19 protein-coding genes are annotated in these 22377 nt (G+C 61.0%); 2 read left to right on the forward strand and 17 right to left on the reverse strand.

Annotated elements, in window-relative coordinates; translation table 11 throughout:
* Positions 1-277 precede the first annotated feature (277 nt).
* The 14 genes from QUW25_RS07825 to loaP all read right to left on the reverse strand — a co-directional run bounded on the left by QUW25_RS07825 (position 278) and on the right by loaP (position 15955).
* Positions 278-1369, reverse strand: coding sequence for an IS110 family transposase (locus tag QUW25_RS07825; RefSeq protein ID WP_289511652.1), 1092 nt, complete (start codon positions 1367-1369; stop codon positions 278-280).
* A gap of 36 nt (positions 1370-1405) precedes the next feature.
* Positions 1406-2566, reverse strand: a complete 1161-nt coding sequence (locus tag QUW25_RS07830; RefSeq protein WP_289511653.1) for an IS256 family transposase — start codon at positions 2564-2566, stop codon at positions 1406-1408.
* Between the two features lie 295 nt (positions 2567-2861).
* The gene (locus tag QUW25_RS07835) at positions 2862-4451 is read right to left on the reverse strand and encodes a phospho-sugar mutase (RefSeq protein WP_289511654.1); all 1590 of its coding nucleotides are present in this window, start codon (positions 4449-4451) and stop codon (positions 2862-2864) included.
* A 41-nt stretch (positions 4452-4492) separates the two neighbouring features.
* A complete protein-coding gene (locus tag QUW25_RS07840) occupies positions 4493-5899 on the reverse strand; it encodes a lipopolysaccharide biosynthesis protein (protein WP_289511655.1) in 1407 nt (468 codons plus the stop codon).
* Positions 5896-7254: an O-antigen ligase family protein gene (locus tag QUW25_RS07845; RefSeq protein ID WP_289511656.1), complete on the reverse strand. Its 1359-nt coding sequence runs from the start codon at positions 7252-7254 to the stop codon at positions 5896-5898. Before QUW25_RS07845 ends, QUW25_RS07840 begins: the two co-directional genes overlap by 4 nt.
* Before the next feature lie 8 nt (positions 7255-7262).
* A complete protein-coding gene (locus tag QUW25_RS07850) occupies positions 7263-8315 on the reverse strand; it encodes a glycosyltransferase family 4 protein (RefSeq protein WP_289511657.1) in 1053 nt (350 codons plus the stop codon).
* A gap of 2 nt (positions 8316-8317) precedes the next feature.
* On the reverse strand, positions 8318-9523 hold the full coding sequence (locus QUW25_RS07855) for a Coenzyme F420 hydrogenase/dehydrogenase, beta subunit C-terminal domain (protein ID WP_289511658.1): 1206 nt from the start codon (positions 9521-9523) through the stop codon (positions 8318-8320).
* Positions 9520-10641, reverse strand: a complete 1122-nt coding sequence (locus tag QUW25_RS07860) for a polysaccharide pyruvyl transferase family protein (RefSeq protein ID WP_289511659.1) — start codon at positions 10639-10641, stop codon at positions 9520-9522. Before QUW25_RS07860 ends, QUW25_RS07855 begins: the two co-directional genes overlap by 4 nt.
* 34 nt (positions 10642-10675) lie before the next feature.
* Positions 10676-11599: a GDP-mannose 4,6-dehydratase gene (locus tag QUW25_RS07865; RefSeq protein ID WP_289511660.1), complete on the reverse strand. Its 924-nt coding sequence runs from the start codon at positions 11597-11599 to the stop codon at positions 10676-10678.
* Positions 11592-12638 carry a GDP-mannose 4,6-dehydratase gene (gene gmd, locus QUW25_RS07870; protein ID WP_289511661.1) on the reverse strand — a complete coding sequence of 349 codons (1047 nt, stop codon included), beginning with the start codon at positions 12636-12638 and terminating at the stop codon, positions 11592-11594. The genes QUW25_RS07865 and gmd overlap by 8 nt, the downstream gene beginning before the upstream one ends.
* Positions 12639-12641: 3 nt before the next feature.
* A complete protein-coding gene (locus QUW25_RS07875) occupies positions 12642-13763 on the reverse strand; it encodes a glycosyltransferase (protein WP_289511662.1) in 1122 nt (373 codons plus the stop codon).
* Positions 13753-14763: a sugar phosphate nucleotidyltransferase gene (locus tag QUW25_RS07880; protein ID WP_289511663.1), complete on the reverse strand. Its 1011-nt coding sequence runs from the start codon at positions 14761-14763 to the stop codon at positions 13753-13755. The genes QUW25_RS07875 and QUW25_RS07880 overlap by 11 nt, the downstream gene beginning before the upstream one ends.
* A gap of 3 nt (positions 14764-14766) precedes the next feature.
* The gene (locus QUW25_RS07885) at positions 14767-15396 is read right to left on the reverse strand and encodes a sugar transferase (protein WP_289511664.1); all 630 of its coding nucleotides are present in this window, start codon (positions 15394-15396) and stop codon (positions 14767-14769) included.
* Between the two features lie 28 nt (positions 15397-15424).
* Positions 15425-15955: an antiterminator LoaP gene (gene loaP / locus QUW25_RS07890; protein WP_289511665.1), complete on the reverse strand. Its 531-nt coding sequence runs from the start codon at positions 15953-15955 to the stop codon at positions 15425-15427.
* Between the two features lie 1013 nt (positions 15956-16968).
* On the opposite strand from loaP, the gene QUW25_RS07895 reads away from it, so the two are divergent.
* Positions 16969-18084, forward strand: a complete 1116-nt coding sequence (locus QUW25_RS07895) for a hypothetical protein (RefSeq protein ID WP_289511666.1) — start codon at positions 16969-16971, stop codon at positions 18082-18084.
* Positions 18085-18606: 522 nt separating this feature from the next.
* The gene (locus tag QUW25_RS07900; protein ID WP_289511667.1) at positions 18607-20055 is read left to right on the forward strand and encodes an endonuclease/exonuclease/phosphatase family protein; all 1449 of its coding nucleotides are present in this window, start codon (positions 18607-18609) and stop codon (positions 20053-20055) included.
* A gap of 137 nt (positions 20056-20192) precedes the next feature.
* On the opposite strand, the gene QUW25_RS07905 is transcribed toward QUW25_RS07900, so the two are convergent.
* The 3 genes from QUW25_RS07905 to QUW25_RS07915 are packed head-to-tail and all read right to left on the reverse strand — an operon-like array spanning position 20193 to position 22357.
* A complete protein-coding gene (locus QUW25_RS07905) occupies positions 20193-21170 on the reverse strand; it encodes a PRC-barrel domain containing protein (protein ID WP_289511668.1) in 978 nt (325 codons plus the stop codon).
* A 4-nt stretch (positions 21171-21174) separates the two neighbouring features.
* Positions 21175-21621, reverse strand: a complete 447-nt coding sequence (locus QUW25_RS07910; protein WP_289511669.1) for a YtxH domain-containing protein — start codon at positions 21619-21621, stop codon at positions 21175-21177.
* Between the two features lie 49 nt (positions 21622-21670).
* A complete protein-coding gene (locus tag QUW25_RS07915; RefSeq protein WP_289511670.1) occupies positions 21671-22357 on the reverse strand; it encodes a cyanophycin synthetase family protein in 687 nt (228 codons plus the stop codon).
* Between the last annotated feature and the right edge of the window lie 20 nt (positions 22358-22377).

A 22377-nucleotide genomic window follows, 5' to 3' on the forward strand; every position in this document is an offset into this window, starting at 1 on the left:
GATTGAAAATAGGCAATCGATAGAATCGGTTCGGTGAGCGCTCGGAGACAACGTCAGGGCGAATCAGCATTCGCCGACATCGGTCTTGCGGTTCTGTTCACTCAATAGATGAGAAATAGTTGCGTTGGCGCTCATGAGTACTGCACCTAGTTAGTACCTCCGTTCTACATAAACGATACTGGTCCCAGAATCCGATAGCCTTTCAGCTGGGAGGGCGCCATCCGGGCGCCCTCGCCCGTTGGAAGGAGACCAGCTATATGAAGTCAAGACCTGAAGGCTAGCTTTTCTCGTTTCCAGATTCATCGGAACCAGCGCCTTGAGAACCGGATACCGAATGCTTTGACGGGTCCCTTCCCGGCCTCGCCGGGTCATAGGGGGCCTGGTCGCGCATCACCGCGAAGACGATGTGGCAGAGCTTCCTGGCGACCGCCGTCACCGCCACGCGGTGGCACTTGCCCTCGGCCCGCTTTCTCTCGTAGAAGGCCCTGAGCGTCGGGTCGTACTGACGCGCCCTGTTGGCGGCGAGCCAGAGCGCCCGCCTGAGGTACGGCGAGCCGTGCTTCGTGATGGGCCCTCCGCCGCTGTCGAACTTGCCCGACTGGCTGACCGACGAGTTGAGCCCGGCGTAGCTCACGAGCGCCGCCGCGTTGCGGAAGCGCCCTATGTCGCCTATCTCGGCGACGATCTTGGCCCCTGTCGTGTACGAGACGCCGGGGATGGTGAGGACGAGCGGCTCAACCCTCTCGAGCAGCTCGCGGACCTTTCGCTCCACCTCGGCGCACTCGCCGTCGAGGAAGTCCATCTGGCGCACGAGCGACCTCACCTGGAACGACGCCGCCGCCTCGCCGAGCCTGATGCCGACCGAGGCCTTGGCGAGCGCCTTGAGCTCGGCGGCCTTGCCGCCCATCCGCCTGCTGCCGCGCGCGGCCTCGGAGATGTCGCGCTGCAGCAAGTCGACCCTCCTGCGGGCCAGCTCCGACGGCAGGGGGCTCTTGGAGAGCACCGCGCGGCTGCCCGCACCGAACACGTCCGACCATGCCGACGCGTACTCCGGGAAGTAGGAGTCAAGCAGGCACGTGCACTGGGTCTTCACCTCGGCGAGCTCGGCCTTGAACGTCTGGTGGTAGCGGGTGAGCGTCCTGAGCGACTGCACCTCGTCGGTGGCGAGCCTCATCGGGTCGTACTGGCCGATGCGCAGCGCCTCGGCGATGAGCCCCGCGTCGACGCGGTCGTTCTTCACGCCCGAGAGGCCCTTGATCCTGCGAACGGCCTTGACCTGCGCGGGGTCGATGACTGCTGATACCGCTAATGAAAAACCAACCATCCGCGCAAACGTTTCGCGCCGGGCACCGTCAAGATTCTTGCGCACTTTCCGACAGCCCCATAGGCCCGCCCTCCGGTACGGCTACCCCTCCAGCAGAGTCACGTCCAGGTAGCGACGAGAGCCCCACTCGCTCTCCGCGACGTACTTGAGCCTGGCGGTCACGAGCATGAGGGCGCTCTTCCCGTCGGGGAAGGTGCCGACCACACGGGTGCGCCTGCGTATCTCCCTGTTCAGGCGCTCGATCGCGTTATTGGTGCGTATGCGCCGCCAGTGCTCGCGCGGGAACCTCGTGTAGGTCAGGGTCTCCGCATAGCCGTTCCTCACGACCTTGGCGGCCTCCCCGAGCCTCATGCCGTCGAGGCCGGCGGCCACCTCCAGCGCCTTGGCCTCGGCGGCCTCGCGCGACTCCATGGCGTGGATCGCCTTGAGCATGGCCGCGACCTTGGCTCGCCTGGACTTGGGCACCCTGGCGAGAACGTTACGGTAGAAGTGCACGGTGCAGCGCTGGTAGGCGGCGCCGGGAAAGACCTCGGCGATGGACCCCACCATGCCGGCGGCCTTGTCCCCCGTGAACATGCGCGCGCCGCGCAGCCCCCGCGACCTCAGCCAAGAGGGGAACTCGCGCCAGCACTCGGCCGACTCCGTGAACCCCTCCGCGGCGCCGATGACCTCGCGGCAGCCGTCGTCGTCGGCGCCTATGGCGACCATCACGGCGACGTTCTCGTAGCTGCCGCCCCAGCCGCGCTTCAGGTAGATGCCGTCGACGCAGGCGTAGGGGTGGGCGCGTTCGAGCGGCCTGTTGCGCCACTCCTCGACGGCCTCGAAGGCCTTCTCGTTCAGGTTCGAGACGGTGGCGGCCGAGACGCTCGAGCCCCAGAGGATCTCGGAGACGTCCTCTATCCTGCGGGTCGAGACCCCGGCGAGGCACGTCTCGATCATCGCCTCCTCGACCGAGGTCTCCCGGCGCCGGCAGCGCTCGATGATGACCGTTGTGAACCGCATGCCCTTGAGCTTGGGCATCCTGATCGTCACCTCGCCGGGCGTCGTCGCGAGCTTCCGCTCGTAGTGCCCGGCGCGGTAGGCCTCGCGGTCAGCGGTGCGCTCGTAGCGCTCGGCGCCCACAAGGTCGCCGGCCTCCTCCTCGAGGAGCCCGTTCAGCGTGTCCTCGACGGTCCTCCTGACGAGCTCGCGAAGGTCGGCCCTCAACGACTCCTCGTTCAAAGATGCAATGGGTTCGGGCATGGCTCCTCCTCCAGCATGTTTCTTGTCTAGGCAACTCGAATCATACCGGGGCGGGCCGCGCCCTCCTTCCTTACCTGGACGCTATTCCGCTGTCAAAGTGCGCAAGAAATTGTACGTTACCGATTCCGGCCGGAGACCCCCTACACCACTTTTCGCGACACTACCGACCCCTGGGGTGTAAAGGCGCTCTTGCATCCTGCCACATCCGTCGTGGCCCCTCCGTTACCGCACAAACAAAAGGCGGCGGCCGCGCACGCCACGCGACCGCCGCCCATCCGTAACCAATTGAGATTCCCTACGAGAGGAGCCCTCGCACCTCCCGCACGAGCTTGGCAAGAAGCCCCTCAGCCTCCTCCGACGTCTCGCCCTTAGCGAACACGTAGGCCTTCACCTTGGGCTCGGTTCCACTCGGACGCACCAGCACGCGCGACCCGCCAGCAAGACGCCACTCGAGCACGTTGGAGGGCGGAAGGACCTGGGCGGGAGAGCCCGGAAGAGGATTCACCACGGGCATGGGCGCGCCAGGGGCGTAGTCGATGACGCGCTCCACCGCGAGCCCGCCCAGCTCCGCGAGCGGCTCGGAGCGCAGCGCGTCCATAACGGCCGCCATGCGCTCCGCGCCATCCTCCCCTTCGTAGGCAACGGACACCTGCTCGTTGCCCCAGTGCCCGTACCGATCGTAGAGCGCCCGCATCGCCTCCCAGAGGTCGAGCCCGCGTGCCTTCCAGTACGCCGCCAGCTCACATGCGAGCACGCAGGACACCACGGCGTCCTTGTCTCGCACGTAGGTGCCCGCCAGGTAGCCGTAGCTCTCCTCAAGGCCAAAAAGAAAGTCGCTCTCGCGACCCTGGCGTTCCAGTATGCCGATCTGCTCGCCGCAGAACTTGAATCCCGTGAGCGTGCGCCTGAGCTCGAGCCCGTGCACCCGCGCCAGGTCGTCCGCCATCGGCGCCGAGACGATCGTGGTCACCACCACCTTGTGCGACATGTCCTCGCCCGCGGCCCCAGCGCGCGTGGCCAAGAAGTCGAGCAGGAGCAGCCCGAGCTCGTTGCCCGTGAGCAGCTTCCATTCGCCGTCGTGCGGGACCGCGACGCCCACGCGGTCTGCGTCCGGGTCCGTGGCGAGAAGTACATCCGCCCCAACGCGCTGGCCGAGCGCAACCCCCAACTCGAGCGCCGCCGGCTCCTCAGGGTTGGGCTTGGGGCACGTGGGGAAGTCGCCGTTGGGTTCGGCCTGCTCGGGAACCACGTGAAGGTCCGTCACGCCGATTCCCGCGAGCGTGCGCGACACGAGCTCGAGCCCCGTGCCGTTGAGCGGGGTGTAGGCAACGCGCAGGCCCGAGCAGTCGGCGCCCGTGGACTGCGCCAGGACAGCGTCGCAGTAGCGGTCGAGCACGTCGTCCGGAATCAGGCCGATAAGCCCCGACTCCACACCCTCCTCGTAAGCAACCGCTTGCACGCTGTCGGGGCCGACAGCGTTAATCTCGTCCTGGATCTCAGCGGCAGCAGCAACGGTAATCTGACAGCCGTCAGCGCCGTAGACCTTGTAGCCGTTGTACTCCTTGGGGTTGTGCGATGCGGTGATGACAACTCCCGCTGAGCATCCCAGCTCACGCACCGCAAACGAGAGCGCCGGCGTTGGCTCGACACGCGGGAAGAGCAGCGCTCGAATGCCGTTTCCGGCAAGCACCTCCGCCGCGCGCCGCGCGAACTCATCGCTGCAATGGCGGGAGTCGCGGCAAATCGCGACGGAGGGGACGGCGAAGCGCTCGCGAAGGTGGTTCGCGAACCCCTGAGTCACGCGGGCGACAGCCCCCTCATTTATGCGCCCAGCTTCCTCGCCCAGCTTCCCTCTGACTCCGCCGGTACCGAACTTTATACTCATTTGTTTCGCATCTCCAATAACAGGACCAGATTGGTCCTTGGCTAAATCCGTCGCCTCAGCAGGTCAAGCATTTCGGCAGCACGTTCCCGACATACCAGAAGGTGCATACAGCAAAATGCCAACGTCACAAGGGCCGCACACACTGAAGAGAGAAGCAATCCGCTCAAAATAAATGCAGCCGTTACTAGAAACTCGGAAAGCCCAACTAAACTCTTCGGAGCACCGGTTCGCTTCGAAACAAACCAATCGAGGTAATAGCTTCTAATTACAATGGCACTCACCATCGAGATGAAGACACCGTAGACTGAGTCGAACACCGATATTGCAATTGCAGTACCAATGGCGCTGAAAGTGGTTGTCAGCAGGTTGACTGTCAACATCCGAGCCTCTAGGCGTTTGACTTTGAGATAGGTAAAGCACGATATGTTTACCTTGCTATCGTATACGCAAATTGGAATTAGATACATAAAGAATTGAAGACTATCTTGATAGTCGGGAAGCCATAGAGACAGCATCGCGACTATCGGAAAGTACAGCAGGTACATACACGGAAAGAAGATTCCCATAAAGTCTCTTGAAAAGATGAAGAATCCATCAATCTCTCTCTCCCCGGATTGGCGCAGCGCCGGGAACAGCACCATACTTGCCTGATTGACGAAAGCAAGAAAAAATGTGGTGAGAGACAGCGAAAGCGAGACCTTGCCAAACACCTCGATTCCCCATGCAGCGTCTATGGCAAAGCGCGACAAACCAACAATAAGCGTGCTGGCGAGATTGGCTATTGTCAACTTGATTCCAACTCGGATGCTAGAAATCGCCGCGCGAGCAGTTTCTCTAACGTTCGCCAATCCCGAACGCAAGACACCCTTGAACTCGCACAGACAGTACGCTAAACCAATTGCATTTGACAGAAGGTTAAGCAGCACATATGGCACAAAGTTCCGAACTCCCCCAAGGAACAACGCGCCGAGAAACGCAAGGTAGGCAATCCTCTCTACGATGGTAAACATTGAGGATTTCTTCGTTTCGTTTACTGCCTGCAGAACTCCCGTGATATATAGACAGGCGTTCTGGATTATCAAGAATATTGCCACGCAGAATATGACTAGCCTTCGGCCAAATTCCAGATTTGCCATAAATGCGAAGAGACCGAGGCCAAACGCAATAATCGACTCGTATAGCAGTCCAAACGCAAACTGGGACGAGATAAGACTTCTGTTGATTGTCGCCCAGGTTTTACCGCCGTTTATTAGGTAGACACCATCATTAAGTCCTAAGCTGAACAGCTTTACGTATGACGCGTAAAAAACGAATAGCTGCCAATATCCGAACTGTGTCACCCCGAGAAACTTGGGCACTATCAGCGTTTGAACAACGCTCAGCAGCATCGCAACGCTTTGAGCCATAAAAGCAACTGCTGCGTTGCCTACTACTTCTTTCCAATTCATAGAGCTTGACCGCTTGAATTATCCGCGCGTTCCCCGCCCAATAAATGTGGGTCGGCCCTCCGTGATGCCATGCCCCCCTTTTGTAGGGCCGCAAAGAGAATCGAGATTCCAACCCAGAAGTACGGTCGAAGCATATTTTGATTTGCCTGCAGAAGCAGAAACTGTATTGCAACACCAGCAGCCAGCCCTTTTGTGAGCAGCGAGCACGCATCGCGCTTGCTTACGAATGGCCGGAAAAGGCAAGTTGTAAGCACAAAAAACAACCATGCAAGCGCCCCAAACACCCCCGTCGCCACCGCCACTTCGAGCGTCGTATTTATCCCCAACCCATTGGTCGAGTAGGGAATATCCAGGTATGTCGCAAGTGCCGGGTCAACTCCACCCAGACTCACGCCCAGCAGCGGGGATTGAACAAATAGGGCAAGCAGGCTGCCCATTCGGCTTAGCCTGTCGCCGCTAGAGTGCGCACTAGTTCCAAACAGTCCCGAACCAGCAAAAAATGTATTAATTAAATCATATTTTTGTCCAATGAGACCAACGATGCAGACTATGACTATCACAATAGCCACGAGGGGAACCGCGCGCCTAACACTTATGTTAGACCCAAATGAGCGGCCGCATAACGCAGACTTTAAGGCCATGATCACGCGGAGTACCACCCAAAGCGCCATGGCGCCCCACCCTAGCTTTGATGTTGAAAGAAGAATCGACAAAGTAAGCACCAGGAGACATCCATACCCCATCCGTCTGGAAAGAACGATAAAACTGCCCTTTTCCGCCAGGTATGCAAGCGTGACCCACGCTGCAATCAGATATGTCGAGTAGTAGGAGGGCTCGAAGGAAAAGCCGTTGATTCTCCCGAACCCTGTCTGACCAAACTGCGTAACAAACAAGTACACGCCAACATGTGAGAGCGCGAACTGAAGTAAGCCAAATAGAGCCACAATCGAGGAGCCAACAAGATACCACCGCGCCAGAAAGGAAACAGATACATCCCCGCGCTCGGTCAGGCCATAAGCGGCAACTAGAAAGATAACGTTGATGAGCAGCCAGCCTTCATATCCAATTGCATTTGTGAGACTCTCCGATCTGAAAACGAACACTGTGTTGAGGCAGACAAACACCAAGAGAGCAATGAAGCTCTTGTCTCTTAATATCCCTCTGTAGTGTCCCTTACCGCCTAATGCTATGCACGCCAGACACATCTCTGCAATTTGGCAATAGCGGATAGTTGCCCCCGCCACCTCGAGAGTAAGAAAGATATCAAAACTGCAAGTTAATATAGCAGATGCCACCAGAAAACGCGTCACCGATGCACGTATGTTTCTCGACTTATTTAGTGCTTGGCTGTGCATTACTTGTCCTAACATTCCTTAGTAATATAGGCATACAGTTCAGTGGCCGTCCTGTCCCAACTAAAGTTGTCCAGCACCGTCTTGGCCGGCGCAACTTTTTCGGCTAGCACGTTTGACAGACAAACCTGTGGGTTATCGGGGTCAATGTAATGAACGGAGCTGCCATACACCTCGTGCATCGTGTCCGTATCCGACACTATAGCTTGGGCCCCACACGCGAGCGCCTCCATAGGAGGAATGCCGAATCCCTCATAGTATGTCGGAAACAGAAATGCCTTGCAGTTCATTAGAAGCGTCTTAGCGTCTTGATCGGACACGTATCCTAAAAAGAAGAGATTGTCCGGTTGCTTCACGCCCATATCATCAAAGTAGCGCTCAAGGTTACGCCCGCCCGCAATCGCAAACTTCTCCTCGGGGTTATATTGGGCTACCTGAGCAATCCATTTGAAATTCTTATTATATGTCACTGATGACATTGAGAAGAAGTAGCTGCCGGGAGCAATCTGGGAATAGCGCTCGAATGTATCCTTTGCCGGAAGTATCCTCTGGATATGCTGCCAACCGCAACCAGACACCCGTATTTTTTGGGGGCTAACGTGATACGTGCTGATAATCTCTCGTTTGGAGAACTCAGTATCAGTCAATATTTTCTCGGTTCGGTTAAATTGCACCCAGAAGTTCGCAATATGCCAAAACCTCGACAGCTTATCCCTAAGCGTTACAAAGAACTGAGGGTTTACCTTATAGTTAACGCCATGCGCAACGATTAGCCCGTGGGGGTACAGAATAGGCACCACGCTGAGCATGTTGACGCAGGGAAGCTTATGGCGGCGTAACCAAAGCGGCAACGTCAGCTGCTCCCAGGGAATGCCTCCCCTGCCTCTCAGCTGAACCACTTCGATGTTATTGAGCTGAGGGATATCCTTGGCATCTTGCGGTACGACAAGAATCAGCTCACCCGGGCTGCATAGGGTATCGAGCTGACAGAGCACCTCTCGCGCGTATCGCTGCATACCCGTTATGCTCTCGGACAGAAACTTGCCATTGATTGCATATCTCATGATTAGCCCGCCTCTCTGAGCTTATGCAAAACCCTTTTGATAGCGGCCTTGAAGCCCTCGGGGAGCAGTTGCTTTATCCTATCGGCTAGGGTTATTTGCAAGCGTAGATTAATATCGCGTTCAGGATGCTCAGAATCGTACCGCATCGCCCTCATGGCATCGCGACCTGATGGGCGCAGCGTTGGCTGTTCGAGGTTGATTTGGCTATACGAAGCCGGAAGTCGTTCAAACATGAACCGCTGTTTGGTCTCTTCCCACAGCTGCCGGCCTTTAACCGAGTTGATCGAGCAAAAGCTCAGCCCATCAGAGTTTGGGAGCCCCGAATCAAGGACACCATAGTCACCTATTGTGAAGTCTCCCACGCGCCGCTCACACGAGAACGGACAGGTGTAGCACGACTCACGTAGTATCCGATTATGGTAAAACGAGCTGCCAAAGGGATCGTCAAGGGCCCTGCCACCGACCTCAAAGGCTTCACTGCTCTTTTCGCCCAATCTATTAATGACAAAGAGCAGAGTGTGATTTCGTGGGTGTGCGTCCAACTTCTTCGATCGGAAGCTGACGCCTACAACTTTTCCCCGGTGCTTCTCCTCAATCTCGGTTACGTAATGACGCCAAACGCCGCGACTGGCAACACCGTGACAGACCAAATCGACCGTCCAAAGATTCGGCCGGTCTGCCCCCAGGTATCGCGTCAAAGCGGCAACCTGACAGGGAGTGCCGGTGAATAACACCAGCTTTCCGGAATCCAGAGCACCCTTTATGTTCCTGTATAGCTCTGGGTCAACGTAGCTTTGCACGTACTTCGACCCCTGCATGGGCATGACTTCCTCGCGCGAGCATGCCATCACGTGGGTTGGAAGCATATCGTTGTCCATAGCACAGCCGACCACAATGCCACTGCGACCTATAACTTCGTTTGCTAGCCCCCAGAACACCCCGCCCGACGAGCTTCTTGCAAGCGCGTCTCTATCGTTGAGCTGAACCGTGTAGTACTCGCCCTTTGTATTGAAGGGGGCGGCCGGGGAAAGCGCCGGGCAAACTCCCTCACATCGCCCGCAGGCTACACAACGTGATTCATCGACCTGTGGATACAGGAAGCCATCCTGCCCATAAGTCATCTCTATGCAGTCGGTCGGGCACGCCGCTGCGCAAGCGGCGCAGCCGAAGCACTGCTCCTTCGGCAGAGTTTCGATAGGTGACGTCATGCGTTCCCTTCAGCTAGGGCTTCTCGCAGAAATGCACGTGACCTGCTTCTGGCTTCCATCAGGGAGGCGTTTGCTCCCTTAGGGGCATGCATCTGCTGTGCTACCTCGAAACGCTCTCCGGCGATCACCTTTCGATTGCCCTCGCCGATCAGGTTTAAGAGTGTGTCCTTCCGAGGCTCCCTTCCCGTCTTGTTGAAGACGGCAACGAATGGCCTCTCCAACAGGAAGGAGAAGATGCATCCATGGTATGAGCTGGTCACCACGAGGCTCGCGTGCTCTATCAGGTTAATGAACTCGGCTGGACCGGCCTCATAGCGGTTCGTGAACCCCGCGGCATCCATCGCTGGCGTCATCACGGGATTGATGACCGGAAGGCCCGTCGCTTTTGAAGCATAGAGGGCGGAACTTATAAGATCAGAGTAACTTTGATTCGCGTTTGAAAAACCATAAGCGAGGATATACTCGCCGTCGACCAGCGGCCTACGACCGAGAAACGGTTCCCACACCTCGCCGGAAGCAAGCAATGTTGGATCTAATACCACCTCGGCCTGGATGCTATGTTCGCCCAAGAACGACTGGCCTTCAAGTTCTCGGACAGATACGCTATCAAATCGCTTGACAGCGCTGAGCATCTGGACTGTCTGCTCTTTTGCCTTGCCTATGCCGTCTCCAAAGGACACGCCGTAGGCAACGGTCCGAGTAGACCTATCAAAGTCTAGATAATATGCACCGTTTGCATTATCGGGCTGGTTGAGGTTCCACAGCTGGTCACTTCCCACACACACTACATCATAGTTCTCTACCGCACCAGGAAGCCCATTAAGTTCAATCGGAGTGCTTGGCCAGCACGGAATATAGGATTTGCGGAACGCTGAGATGAGCCCCTCCTTCTTCTTTAGCTCTCCGTAATGCCGAAGCCCGAAGATTGATTTGCGAATGAACCCCGAGCGCTTGGTTACGAACTGTATGGGATGGCGTTTGATATCATGCATATTTGGAACATAGTTGATGAAAGTCGCCTTATGTCCAAAGTCCTCGATGGTATGGTGCAGTGCATATGCCTGCAGCAATCCACCGTAATTCATGGTTCCATGGGTTGTAAGCATCCCGACATTCATAGCATCTACCTAGGCAGTCGCTTTAATCAGAATTTCAGCCGACAAACTGGCTAAAGACCTCTTGCAGGGTCTGGACAATCGGAATCTGAGGGCTCCATCCAAGCCTGTCAGTTACAAAAGCGCAGTCTGCACAGATATACGGCGCGTCGCCCGAGCGGAACAGGCTCTCGTCCTGCTCGACCCTTATCTCTTGATGAGAAAGACGGGTAATCGTGCTCAGAACCTCCCGCAGGGGCAGCGCCTTCCCGCTACCCACGTTGAAGACCTCGCCCGCGCAATCACTCCCCAAAATCATTCGGTAAGCGCGCACAACGTCCCGGACATCCGAAAAGTCGCGAGCCACATCTATGTTGCCAACATGGATGACCCCGGGCCTACCCGATCGTTCGATGTCCGCTACCTGCTTGCACCAGCTGGGGATGACGAACTTGGTGGACTGACCGGGACCTGTGTGGTTGAACGAGCGCGTGCGATAGATGCGCAGGCCATAACGCTCTCCATAGAGCTCGGCGAAGCGCTCCTGCGTCACCTTGGAGATACCGTAGGGATTGGTCGCATCGAGCGGATCGGTTTCCTTGAGCGGCTTGTCCGAGGGCGCATACTCCTCACTGGAGCCAACAAGGAGGATCTTGGGGGACTCCCTCGTCGCGCGAGCAGCTTCGAGGATGTTAATGGCCCCCACTACGTTCACCTGCATGGTGAGCGCGGGCACCTTCCACGACTGGCCAACGCTGCTGATCGCGGCGAGGTTGACAATTGCGTCAGGACACGTCGCGCAGACTATCTCGGAGACGCGGTCGGCGTCGAGTAGGTTGCCGGGATAGTATCCGGACATCCCCTCATGGGCGGCCGCCTCCCCCATGTCCGACCCGATGACCTCGTAGCCGTGACACGCGAGCTCGCGCGTCAGATACCCGCCGACGAATCCGTTAACACCAAATATGAGAGCCCTAGGCATCTCGGAGGGCCCTCTCCCTCTTCGCAATCTCGAGGTCGTGCTCGACCATGATGCGGCAGAGCTCCTCGCAGCTTGTACGCTGCGGGTCCCAGCCGAGCTTCGTGCGGGCCTTGGCAGGGTTGCCCCAGAGGTTCACGACGTCGGTCGGGCGGTAGAAGGCCGGGTTCACGCACACGAGCATTCTGCCCGTGGCCTTGTCGTAGCCCTTCTCGTCAATACCCTGTCCCTCCCAGCGAAGCTCGATTCCCACGTGCTTGAAGGACCACTCCACGAACTCGCGCACCGAGTGCTGGACGCCCGTCGCGATGACGAAGTCGTCCGGCTCGTCCTGCTGAAGGATGAGCCACATGCACTCCACGTAGTCCCTGGCATAGCCCCAGTCGCGGAGGCTGTCGAGGTTGCCGAGCTCGAGGCGGTCCTGCAGTCCCTCGGCAATGCGCGCGGCCGCGAGCGTGATCTTGCGGGTCACGAACGTCTCGCCACGACGGGGGGACTCGTGGTTGAAGAGGATACCGTTGCAGGCGTACATCCCATATGCCTCGCGGTACTCCCTCACCATCCAGAAGCCGTACTGCTTGGCGACGGCGTAGGGGCTGTAGGGGTGGAACGGGGTCTCCTCGTTCTGGGGGACCTCCTCCACCTTGCCGTAGAGCTCGGAGGTCGACGCCTGGTAGATGCGGCAGGTCTTGTCCATGCCCAGTATGTGCGCCGCCTCGAGCACGCGCAGGACGCCGATGGCGTCCACGTCCCCGGTGTACTCCGCGGCGTCAAAGGAGACTCCCACGTGGGACTGGGCAGCGAGGTTGTAGACCTCGTCCGGGCGCACCTCGGACATCACGCGGATGATGGAGGAGGAGTCGGAGAGGTCGCCGTCGTGCAGGGCCACCGACCCGGCGGCGATGAGGTGGTCGATGCGACCCGTGGTGTGCTCGGCGGAGCGCCGGACGATGCCGTGGACCTCGTAGCCCTTCTCAAGAAGAAACTCCGCGAGGTAGCTGCCGTCCTGGCCGGTGATGCCGGTGATGAGCGCCTTCTTCATGGGTTACTGCACCTTTCTTGTTTCCAAGGTTTTATCGACAAACAAGCGGAACTCTTTTGTAAAGTTGTCCTCAGAGAACCGCTTGCTGTACTCGTGAATCTCCTGACGGGAGAGCGCAACGCCTTCGCGCTCGAAACGCTCGATGCACTCACAGAGACCGTCCGCGTCTTGCTGGTAAAAGAAGAGTCCGGTCCGACCGTCAGAAACCGTCTCAAGGGCGCCGCCTTTGCCGTAGGCAAGCACAGGAACCCCGGCTGCCATTGCCTCGACCGGCGTCAGACCGTAATCCTCCATACCGGGGAACAGAAACGCTTTTGCACCTGCATACCAGTTACGCATCTCCTCATCGGAAACGCGCCCAAGAAACTCAACTGTTGGGCCCGCTGCAGCGCGAAGACGCTCCTCATCCTCACCGCCAGACCCAATAATAATGAGCCGCTTGCCCAACTTGTTGCACGCATCAACAGCGATGTCCACGCGCTTGTAGCCGACGAAACGAGAAACCACGAGGTAATAGTCCTCGGGAGCGTCACGCACCTCTTGCTCATTGACCCTTACGCCGGGATAAATCGTGGTGGCCTGACGACGATAGAACTTCTCAACTCGCTTGCCCACGAAGTTGGAGTCAACCACGAACTCGTCAACGCGCTGCGCAGCGAGATAGTCCCACATGCGCACCTTGTGAATCATGCGCGGCATGAACAGGCGCTTGATTGCTCCTGCACCGGCAAGATACTCGTAGTAAAGGTCCCACACATAGCGAGTCGGGGAATAGCAGCAACAGATGTGCACCGCATCAGGACGAGTGAGGACACCCTTACAGCAGCTCGCACAAGAGCTGATTACGAGGTCATACTCAGTGAGATCAAAGGCCTCCCATGCCTTGGGCATGAACGAAAGAAGGAGTTTGTGGTGGCTCTTCGCACCCGGCCACTTCTGGATGTACGTAGTGCGCACGTCACACTCGCGTGTCCACGCCGGTGCCTTGGTCTCATCGTAGACGAGCGTATAGATGGGTGCTTCCGGCCACATCTCGTGAAAGCACTTGAGAACGCGCTCGCCTCCGCCCTGGCCGACAAGCCAGTCGTGAACAAGCGCGACTTTTAACTGCCTGCTAACGGGCATCATCAATCCTTGCAACGTAATTCTTGAGCTTTGCGCTGAGATCCTTTGAGCAGACGAGAACCCCGTCCTCGGTGGCTACCACCACAGCATCGGTTATTCCGGCCACGATAACCGGCACATCGAGCTCATTCACCACATAGGTGCCGGGACACGTGGCCTCATCAAGCACCGTGTTGCCGGAGGCAAGGTCGGTCATCTCCTCGGTGAGGGTATTCCAAGTACCGAGATCCTTCCAAGACCCCGCGTAGGGCACCACCGCAACGGAGGAAGCACTCTCCACGACCTCATAGTCGAAGCTGTTTTTAGGAAGCTCACCGTAGCGAGATCGGAGATCCGCGTAGGAAGAGAACTCTCCATAACCTGCAAGGATGTCGAGGACATGCGATAGACGGAAGGCAAAGACGCCGCAGTTCCAAAGGGCGCCGTGCGCGATGAGCTCCTTGGCCGTCGCGGCGTCAGGTTTCTCAGTGAAGCGCTCAACGGGACGGGGCGAGCCCGTTGGCTCCGCCGGAACGATATAGCCGTACTTCTCGCTCGGATAAGTGGGCTCTACGCCGAGCAGAACGAGCTCGGCGGCTCCCGCCTCGACAGCCTCGGCTGCCCTTGCGAGGCCGAGGTAGTAGGCGTTCTCGACGTAGGAATCGATTGGAAGCACGATCACGGGGTCCGACAGGTCAGCACCCTGCTCCCAAGCAAGATGAGCGCATGCGAGCATGATGGCCGGGGCGGTGTTGCGGCGCTCGGGCTCCACCGCAAGGGCGTAGTCGCCCTGAATCTGATCTGCAAGCATGGAGGCCTGCTCGGCGCAGGTGGCCACCGTCACGTCCGCATTGGGAACGAGGGTGGTCACCTTAGCGTAGGTGCGCTGCACCATGGAGACATGGTTTCCCTCAGCATCGCGCAGCACCTTAAGGAACTGCTTAGAGCGCACACCGCTCGAGAGGGGCCAAAGACGGCTCCCTGAGCCACCTGAGAGAAGGACGATGTGAGTCTTGGGCATGCGTTACTTCCCTGTCTTCTTGAGGACCGCACCGAACGTCGCAAGGACAATGCGCAGGTCCATCCCAATAGAGCGGTTGCGGACGTACTCGAGCTCAAGCCTCTGGCGCTCGCCTGATTCCCAAGTGGCATCATTTCGTGCGGTTACCTGCCAGAGGCCGGTAATTCCGGGCCGAACCGAGAGGGCAAGGTCGCGATCGGCACCAAACTCGTAGGTCTCCTCCTCCGTCACGGGACGTGGTCCCACGACGGACATGTCTCCGATGAGTACGTTCAGGAACTGGGGAAGCTCATCAAGAGAGGTCTTACGTAGCAGACGTCCAATACGCGTAACGCGCGGGTCGTTATCCACCTTCTGTTCACGACGCCACTGCGCAAGCTGTTCCTCAGAGAGGTAGCGCTCCGGGTGCTCATGAGCATCCGCATACATAGAGCGAAGCTTGAATATGCGAATCTGCTTGCCGTTCTTACCCACGCGGGCCTGACGGAACATCGGGCCGCCGGGGGACTCGAGCGAGATGGCAATCCCGAGCGCCGCAACGGGAACGACAAGGACAGCCGTAACCACCCCGGAGAAAACGATGTCAAAGGAGCGCTTGACAAAGCGGTAAGCCAGGCCATCGACGGCTGCCACTTCCTTCTCGGCAGCTACGTTCTTTTCGTCAGGCGCTTGCGCGCTTTCGGACAATTTCGAGTCCAACCTTCACCCTCTTGGTTCTACCGAACATGTGCACTTCCAGCTCGGCTGTTCGCTTATGGCGGTCAACGCGCGCAATCTGGGCCTCGTGACCGCGCAGCGGCCCCTTGGTCACCAGCACGCGGTCGCCCTCGATGACGCCCTCGGACATCTCGACCACGTGGGTTTCGACGTTTGTGAAGGCGTTGAGCCACGCCACCTCGTCGTCTGTCAGGGGAATGAACGAGTCGTCGCTGTTACCGAGTAAGCGGGTAAACGCGGGCACGCTCGCGAGCCTGTGCGCCAGCGCCGCGGGGTCAGACGTTTGAACAAAGATGTATCCGGGGAAGAGAACGCCCCGGCAGAGCTTCCACTCGCCGTGGATCTTCTTCATGGCCTCGTACGCAGGGGTGTAGCAATCCTCGGCCACGCCCGGCAGCACGCGAAGCACGAGCTGGCGCGCGTGCTCCTCCCTGCCGCCCGTGACCTGAATCACGTAAAGAGAGGACTTAGCCATGGCATCACCCTCTTTCGACAAGGCTTCGCCATAGCCGCTCCCGGCAACAACTGCGACTATTCATTCTCCTGGCAGCTGCGACAACGCGCGTGTAGCGACGATTGCCCGCCGGAAGGATATGTATGCCCCCGCCCACTGACAGAGACATTGCTACGTTACCGCATATGGCGTTCGATTTGTTGCATCAACGACGTCTAATGTGGCAAACGTACCGATTCATCATGCCATAGTTGCCGCGGGCGCGCGGGGGTTGGCTTTGCGGGCGTTTTGCGGGCGTAGCTGCGTTAACGAATGATAAGCGGCGTGCGGTGGCGCGGGGCGGGGCGGCTTCGGGGGCGCCGAGAAGAGCTGTCGAGTGCGCGCGGACGGGGCTGATCGCGCTTTGGTTTTGCGCCGAGTGCGCGCGGACGGGCGCGAGGGTGCTTTGGAATTGGCTCTAGTGCGCGAAGGAGCATCTGAGATGCTGGGGTTTCTCGCCGAGTGCACGTAAGCGGCGCCGACGGCGCTTAGGTTTTGCGCCGAGTGCGAGCGGGCGGGGCCGCCAAGCCGGGCCGCATCGCGCACTCGAGGGATTTCCGAAGCGGCGTTGGCCCCAAACGCGCGCACTCGGCGGGATTCTGCAGCGGGGACGGGGAGGCACGACGCACTCGGCGGGATTCTGCAGCGGGAACGGGATGCCGCCGGACACTCGACGGGATTCTGCAGCGGAACCCGAGCGCAACAACCCACTCGGCGCGTTTCCGCAGCGGCGCCACCGCCGCACACTCGGCGCGTTTCCGCAGCGGCGCCACCGCCGCCCGCGCGCACTCGGCGCAATTCCACGGCACCTTCACTCGCTTCCGCTCGCGCCAGCATTATCACGCGCATTATCAATCGCCAAAGCACCGCAGCTCGTCCGACCAAAAGCGCCCCGGCGTGAAAGCTAGCGGTAAGCTATATGGAAGGTTCGTGTCGAAGTATTTTAGATTCTCGCAGGTAGACCACATGAAGTCGCGTACCGCAACCCTATGGACGTGCTGCTCTCACATACCACGGCACTTGCCGTCATCCGCGCGCAGGAGACCCGCCGGACCCTCGAGGGGCAACGGCGCTGCGACGCCTGTGTGCCCGGCGCCGCCCCCAGCGCATCTGACCTTGAGGCCCTTCTTGCCAGTGCGCCGTTTCTCTCCAGACTTGACGCGCCGATCGAGGTCCTCGTTGCCGCCACAAAGGGGCGGAGCCGCATACCGGGCATAGCGTCGCACGTCATGAGCCACCCGCTGCTACACAACGCCGCCTTTGAGGTGGCTCCGGGAATACGCAGCGTTGGTCCCGAACTTCTCGCCGTCCTCATGGCCCCCAAGCTCACGGAGCTTGAGCTCATCGTCCTTCTGTCCGAGCTGCTTGGGACCTACGCCATCGCGCCGCAGCTAGAGGACGGCATGATTACGCGCCGCTCCCCTATCACAACGCCGGAGCGGATCGCGGAGTTTCTCGACGCGCTGGGAACGTATCGCGGGGTGGCGCAGGTCAGGCGCGCGCTCGGGAAGGCATGCGTGCGGTCGGCCTCTCCGCGCGAGACCAAGCTCTCGCTGCGACTGGGGCTCAAGCCGCAGCAAGGCGGTCAGAACTTTGATGTACTCTCGATGAACGAGCCGCTCGAGGTGGTCCGCATTGGCAACAAGATGCGAAAGGGAGTCCGCAAGCCGGACATCCTGCTTCGCGCGCCAGGCGGCGCAACGAGAGGCAGGAGGCCCCTGCTTGGCGCGGCGGTTGAGTATGACGGCAGGGACCACGGCACCGAGGAGGGTCACGCGCGCGACGTCGGGCGCCACAACGAGGTGACGGCCATCGGGCTTGTTGAGTACGTCGTGACCAAGAAGCAGTACGGGGACCTGGAGTACATGGACGGGCTTGCCGACCTGATTCGTCGCGATCTTGGCCTGCCGCGCCAGAGGCTCACCCGAGCGGAGGCGGCGCGGCGAAAGCGGCTGCGCCAAGAACTGTATGAGGAGCTTGAGCACATTGACGGCGAGCATTGGGACGGCTTGGAGCGCCAGCGCGCACGCTTGGCCGGCGAGAAGAACGAGGGCCCTGGGTTCAACGACGACTGGGATGTTGTGCCTGTTGAGGCGTATGGGCTTGACTAGGCGGTTGTCGTGGTTGGAGCGGGGCTGGGGCGCTGCGGAATTGCGCCGAGTGCGCGCGGTTGGGCAGTTGGGCGCTTTGAAATTGGCTCGAATGCGCGGAAGGGGGTGACGGGGTGCTGAGAAAAGCCGTCGAGCGCGCGGGCGAGGCTGGCAGCGCTTTGGTTTTGCGCCGAGTGCGCATAGTTGGACGGAGAAGCGCTTTGGTTTTGCGCCGAGTGCGAGCGGGCGGGGGACGCTGATTCGGGCCGCATCGCGCACTCGAGGGATTTCCGAAGCGGCGTTGGCCCCAAACGCGCGCACTCGGCGGGATTCTGCAGCGGGGACGGGGAGGCGCGACGCACTCGGCGGGATTCTGCAGCGCCGCCGGGGTTCCGCCGCGCACTCGGCGCGTTTCCGCAGCGGCACCACCGCCGCCCGCGCGCACTCGGCAGGATTCTGAAGCAGCGAGGGAGAAGACCCCGCCCCACGGCCGAACCCGGGCGCGCTCCGCTACGATAGTGGCAACCGCGACGGAGGACTCACATGCCACAGAACCACAGCCAAAACGACGAGACGCGCGCGATGCCCGGCGGCTACGCCAACGATGCCCCCACGCCCGCGCCGACCCCGGCCCCAACCAGGCGCTCCCCCTCCATGGCGGACATCCCCTCCCCCGAGGAGGACACCGAGGCCCGCTGGGAGCCCATGTCGGACGAGGAATGGGCCATGACCTCCGCCTTCCCGGCCGATGAGTCGGACACGGGAGCCGTTGCCGCCGCGGACCAGTGGCTGGAGTCGCAGGCGACCATCGTGCAGCCCCGGCCCGTCGCCACGGCTTCGGCCCCGGGAGACACCGCGCCGGGTCCGCGCGTTGCCGTGCCGTTTATCGACAGCGTCGCGGGGAGTGCGGCGCCGCCCGACGCCCCCGCGCAGGGCGGCGAGCCCGCGAGCGGAGGCTCTTCTCCCCGCGCGCCGCACCGCTGGAAGCCGGCCAAGCACGGCTGCCTCTCTGTGCTGCTGTGGCTGGTCATGCTGGGCGTCCTGGGAATGATGGCGCTGCGCAAGCTTCCCGCGGAGCTCGCTAACGGTCGGCTCGTGCCGGAAGTGGTCTCGTTTATTCCGTGGCTGGTCGTGCCCATTGTCCTGTGCCTGGTGCTGGCGGCACTCTGGCGGCGACGCCTCCTGCTCGTGGTGTGCCTTGCGGCGCTGGCGGCGATGGGCTGGTGGCACCGCGGCTACTTCCTGCCCGGCGAGAGAGTCTCCGAGGGCGCGGCGGCGCTGGTTGAGGCCACGCCCAGCACGCAGGACTCCGTGGCGCGCGTGATGACGCTCAACGCCAAGAACGGCGGCGCCTCGGCCGAGGAGGTCGTGGCGCTGGTACGCGAGAAGAACGTTGAGGTGCTCTGCATGCAGGAGCTCACGGACGAGTTTCTGAGCGAGCTTGCGGCCGCCGGCATCTACGACGTGCTGCCGTACTACGTGATCTCCGACGAGGCATCGGCCGTGAGCAACGGCGGGCGCAACGGCATCTGGACCATGGCGCCCATGAGCAACGTCTCCGGAAACCTGCTGCCCATAGACACGAGCTCCATGCCCGCCGGCACCATCATGGTGGGCGACCTTGCCGTGCGCGTGGTGAGCGTGCACCCCAACTCGCCCGTGCGCGGGGCGCAGGACCTCTGGGACGAGGGGCTTTCCGTGATTGGCTCGCTCTCCGAGTACAACCACACCTACCTGGTGATGGGCGACTTCAACTCCACGTGGGAGCACCCACGCTTCCGCGACCTTCTGGGCTCGAGCTTTGTGGACGCGAGCCAAGCCTCCGGACAGGGGCTGCACATGACGTACCCCTCGGACGGGCTGCCGTCGCTCATCGAGATTGACCACATCGTGTACGCGCGCGACTCCGGGATTGTGGTGAGCGAGCTCGAAACGGTCGAGATCAGCGGGACGGACCACAAGGCCCTGCTCGGTGTGCTTGAGGCGGTGTAGGCGGCGGGGGCGTTGACGGACGCTGACAGAGGTGATGACAGAAGTGACAGGGTAAGTTGTCACCATCAAAAAATGATGGTGACAACTTACCCTGTCACTTCTGTCATCACCTCTGTCAGCTTACCCCGCCGCCCAGGCTACTTGCTGGCCTTGTTGAACTCGTCCTTGAAGGAGCCGAACATCTTGCCCAGGGAGCCGAGCTGCTTGCCGGCGGCGCGGGCCACCCTGTCGCCCGTCGACGGTGCCGGCTTCTTCTTTACCACGGGCGCGTACGTCTTGGGCGCAGCCTTCTTTGACGTGGCCGCAGCCGGCGCGCTCTTCTCGGCAATGCGCTCGACGGGCTTCTCAACGCGAACGTCCGCTGCGGCAACGGCGGGAACCTCGGGCTCCGCCTGCTCCGGCGCCGACGCGTCCGCGATGGCGCGCTTTGCCTTGCCGATCGCACGGCCAAGCGCAAAGGAGCCCTTGTCCACGGCCTCCCCCGCTACGGCGCCGACCTTCTTGCCCATCTCGGCACCCTTGGCCTTAGCGCGCGCGTAGCCCTCGCCCGCAGCGCCGGCAAGCCCGCCATCGAGCTCGACGGCCTTGTCGCCGGGGTCAACGACCATGAAGCCGTTTGCGTAGCCGCACACCATCTCGGGCGTGATCACAAACGAGCCGATGAGTGCCCGCGCCATGCCGCCGTCCGCGGTGAGAAAGCGCGTCACGCGGCCGGTCTTCTCGTCATACTCCGCGTCCGAGACGTAGCCCAGCGGCTTTCCGGACACGGTCTTGGCGTCCATGCCCGTCCACATGATGCAGCTGTCCCAGTCGAGCGCCAGGCGCTTGCGGGCGACAACGTCCAGACCGTCCTCGGCACGCGTCACCAGGAGGGTCTTCTCGTCCTGAATCTTGAATGAGTCCCAGGCCAGAAACGCGTCCTCGCGCTTGATCATGCCGGCGATGTCCGGGCGCTTGACCATGAGGCCAACCACCTTCTTGCCGTCGGGCGAGAAGACCGCGTTGTGCACCTTGCCGAGCCTCCGGTAGACGTCGGTGACGGTGCCGTCCTTGGCGGCCTTGGTCTTCTTGAGGAACAGGACGCGCAGGCCCGTGAGAGCACCTACCCTAAGCACGCCCTTAGGCCTCCGTGGCCTCGTCCTCGGCGTCCACGACCTCAACGTGCACGGCCTCGGCCGCGGTCTCGCCGGCAGGGGCGTCAGTCATCGCGGAGACGCGGTCGGCAACGTTGGTCACGGCGTCCTGGACCTGCGAGGACGCGGACGCGACGGCCTCGGAGAGGGAGTCGCGGAGCTGGTCCATTCGCTCGCGAGCGAGGTCGACCTTGGCGCGCAGCTCGTCGGTCTTGGCGTCGACGACCGGGCGAACGTTGCTGAACTTGTCGTTGACGACGCTGGCGCCGCGCTCGTAGGTGTCAACGGCGGAATCCCACGCGTCGTTCATGGCATCGGCCGCCATGGCGCGGCTCTCGGCGCCGGAGCGCGGAGCGAGCATGATGCCCGCGACCACGCCGGCGGCGGCGCCGACGATGCTGCCAAAGATGAAGCCAACCGTCTTCTTGTTCATGAGTACCTCCTGTCAGTGCGGACAAGTGCGTGGCGCGAGGTGGTGCGCCTTAACGAACGAGGTGCGGACGGGGAACGACGTCCGTCGGCCAGGGGCTCTGCGCGGGGGCGTCGTCGGCGGGCTCGACATCGGACTCGGGCTCCGGCTGCTCCTCGGCAACGTCCTCCGCCTCGGGTGCCGTCTCCGGCTCCTCCTCGATGACCTCCAGCTCGGCCGGGTCGGCAACGCCATCAACGCTGCCGGGCTCGGCAGCCTCGTCCTTCTCGTCACCAAGGCTCGCGACAAGATCGACGAGACCGCCAACGATGGCGTCGATGTCGGGGCGCGGGTCCCCTCCGCCGGAGTATGCCCACTGGAGGATCCAGGCGGCGCTCGAGAGTGCGCCCGCCACAAGAACGTCATCCGGGCACGCGAGGGTGATCTGATAGGTGCGCTCGCCGAGCTCGGTGGTCTGGCCGCTCGCGATGTCCCCGGCGGCGTCCGTGCGGGCGAGAAGCTCGACGGTCACGTGCTCGAGCAGGTGCGCGAGCTCCGTGTTCTCGGCGACCTCGCCAAAGCGCGGGGCGGCGTCACCCAGGCAGACGTGCTCGGCGAGCTCGGGCATGAGGTCGAGCACGAGCTTGGTGCCCTCGGCGTCGTCGCTGGTCATGAGCGGCGCGCTCGGGGCAACCTCCACCACGGCCTCAAGGTTGCGCGGGCCGATCGTGACCTTCTTGATGTCAATCATCTGAGCCATCGCGGGGCTCCCTCTCACTT

The organism is Thermophilibacter provencensis, assembly GCF_030372065.1.
Taxonomy (GTDB): domain Bacteria; phylum Actinomycetota; class Coriobacteriia; order Coriobacteriales; family Atopobiaceae; genus Thermophilibacter; species Thermophilibacter provencensis_A.